This is a genomic window from Mesorhizobium album (assembly GCF_033977205.1).
Classification (GTDB): domain Bacteria; phylum Pseudomonadota; class Alphaproteobacteria; order Rhizobiales; family Rhizobiaceae; genus Mesorhizobium; species Mesorhizobium album.
Genome location: NZ_JAVIIW010000130.1, coordinates 1 through 1232 on the forward strand (window position 1 = coordinate 1; position 1232 = coordinate 1232).

General features: G+C 67.5%; 1 protein-coding gene. It reads right to left on the reverse strand.

What is annotated here, in order from left to right; translation table 11 throughout:
* Positions 1-1232, reverse strand: a 1232-nt coding sequence (gene hemA / locus RFN28_RS34545; RefSeq protein WP_320291589.1) for a 5-aminolevulinate synthase, incomplete at both ends; no start/stop codon positions are given.

The window sequence follows — 1232 nt, forward strand, 5'->3', positions numbered from 1 at the left end:
ACCAAGAGCGGAACGATGCGATCGCTCTCGGCGACGGCAGGGCGGCCTGCTGCGCCGTAGGGGATGCCGAGTGCATCCCAGGTCTCGACCAGCGCGTCCTGCAGCTCGGCGATCAGCGCGTCCGAATGGAACGGCGTCGGCGTGATGCGCAGCCGCTCGGTGCCGCGTGGCACCGTCGGATAGTTGATCGGCTGGATGTAGATGCCGTGGACGCCGAGCAGCCGGTCGCTCGCCATCTTGCACAGCTCGGGATCGCCGACCAGCACCGGCACGATGTGGGTGGCCGATTCCATCACCGGCAGCCCGGCCGCGCCAAGGACCTGCTTGGTTCTGGCTGCCTGGCGCTGCTGCGCGTCGCGCTCGGCCTGCGAGCGCTTCAGATGCCGGATCGAGGTGGTGGCGGCCGCCGCGATCGCCGGCGGCAGCGCGGTGGTGAAGATGAAGCCCGGCGCATAGGAGCGCACCGCATCGATGACGGCGCTCGCGCCGGTGATGTAGCCGCCGAGCGTGCCGAAGGCCTTGGCCAAAGTGCCCTCGATGATGTCGATGCGGTCGGCCAGCCCCTCGCGCTCGGTGATGCCGCCGCCGCGCGCGCCATACATGCCCACCGCATGCACCTCGTCGATATAGGTCATGGCGTTGTGGCGCTCGGCGAGCTCGACGATCTGCCGGATCGGCGCGATGTCGCCGTCCATCGAATAGACGCTTTCGAACACGATCAGCTTGGCGCGCTCGCGGCCCGCCGCCTGCAACAGGCTTTCCAGATGCGCGACATCGTTGTGGCGGAAGATCTTCTTTTCGGCGCCGGAGCGGCGCACGCCCTCGATCATCGAGGCGTGGTTCAACTCGTCGGAGAGCACCAGGCAGTTGGGCAAAAGCCTGGCAATCGTCGAGATCGAGGCCTCGTTGGAGACGAAGCCGGAGGTGAAGACCAACGCCGCTTCCTTGTCGTGCAGGTCGGCCAGCTCATGCTCGAGCTCGACCAGCGGGTTGGACGTGCCGGAGATGTTGCGGGTGCCGCCGGCGCCCGAGCCCATCTTGCCGGCAGCAGCCTGGAAGGCGGCAATCACGTCCGCGTTCTGGCCCATGCCGAGATAGTCGTTGGAGCACCAGACGGTGATTTCCTGGGCGCGGCCGTTCGAGCGCCAGATGGCGCGCGGAAACTTGCCAACGATGCGCTCGAGGTCGGCGAAGACACGGTAGCGCCGCTCCGCATGGAGCTGGTCGATCGC